Annotated in this window: 1 protein-coding gene; it reads left to right on the top strand. The window is 40.6% G+C overall.

The annotated features are described in order from the left end of the window. Positions 1-1,508, top strand: a 1,508-nt coding sequence (locus tag SB717_RS33300; protein ID WP_410907061.1) for a tandem-95 repeat protein, incomplete at both ends; no start/stop codon positions are given.

Raw genomic sequence — 1,508 nt, 5'->3', positions numbered from 1 at the left:
GGAACGGCCGTTTCCACGGTGACGGTGATTGTCACGCCGGTGAATGATGCACCAACGGTGCCAAACTACACGTTCAGTACACAAGAAGACAGCCCAATAATAGGTGCCATAGTAGGAACAGATGCAGATGGAAATCCTCTTAGTTATCAGCTACAAGTCGCGCCAATCAACGGAGTGGCGGCAGTAAATGCGGACGGAACGTTTAGCTACCAGCCAGATCTAAATTTTAATGGAAGCGATCAGTTTACGGTATTGGTATCGGATGGTCAAGGAGGAACGGCCGTTTCGACCGTCACAATCAATGTAATTCCAGTGAACGATCCCCCAATCACTGCTGATTTAGCATTTACAATTAATGAAGATACACCTCTCACAAATCAAATTCCAGCGTTCGATCCAGATGGAGACTTGTTAACATTTACTTTACTGAATCCACCTCCATCAAATGGAAGTGTTGTATTAGGGGCAAATGGAGTGTTTACCTATACACCAAATCTAAATTATAACGGAACTGATACTTTCAGTGTGTTGGTATCAGATGGTCAAGGAGGATCTTCCCTTTCCACTGTAACCTTAACAATTGTTCCAGTAAACGATCCGCCAATAGGAGGAGATAGGGCTGTTACAACGACTATTAACCTTCCTGTTACAAGTAGTATACCCGCTTCAGACCCTGACGATATTACACTAACCTATACTCTGCAGCAAAGTCCAGCCAATGGGAGTGCTATTATAAATCAAGACGGCATCTTCACATATATACCTAACAACAATTTTATAGGTAATGATCAATTCACCATATTAATAACTGATCTAGAAGGGGCTACCGCACTGTCAAATATATTTGTGACGGTACTCCAAACAAATGGATCCACAACCACACAAGATTTACAGATCTCTACTAATGAAGATACGTCAGTAACAAATCAAGTTATTGCTACTAATGTAAATGGGAACCCACTTATTTATACTATTGAAAATTCACCTATTAATGGAGTAGTAACAATTGATCCTAATATAGGAATATTTACGTATACACCGAATACAGACTTTTATGGTTCAGATGCGTTCGTAGTATATATAACTGATAACTTGGGAGGAAACGCTACTTCATCAGTTATAGTTACGGTTGCTCCTATAAACGACTCTCCAATTGTTCCAAATTATCAGTTAACCACCAATGAAGACACATCAGTAACTTCTATGGTAATTGCAACTGATAGTGATAGTAATCAGCTTACTTATTCTCTACAAAATGCTCCAGTGAATGGGACAGTAGACGTAGGAATAGATGGGATGTATACCTATACTCCTAATGCAGATTTTAACGGAATTGACCAATTTACAGTGGTAGTAAGTGATGAGCAAGGAGAAACGGCAGTTTCTACAATCACGATTACAGTTCTGCCAGTAAATGATCCGCCAGTAGGCCCAGTAGTGGTAACCTTGGTCACGAATGAAGATACGCCAGTGTCCAGTCAAATCACAGCGTTTGATCCAGATGGAGA

The sequence above is a fragment of the Priestia sp. SIMBA_032 genome, from assembly GCF_046535215.1.
Classification (GTDB): Bacteria; Bacillota; Bacilli; order Bacillales; family Bacillaceae_H; genus Priestia; species Priestia aryabhattai.
Note: the sequence above shows the minus strand (reverse complement) of the source record. Positions and strands in the feature narration are given on the sequence as shown.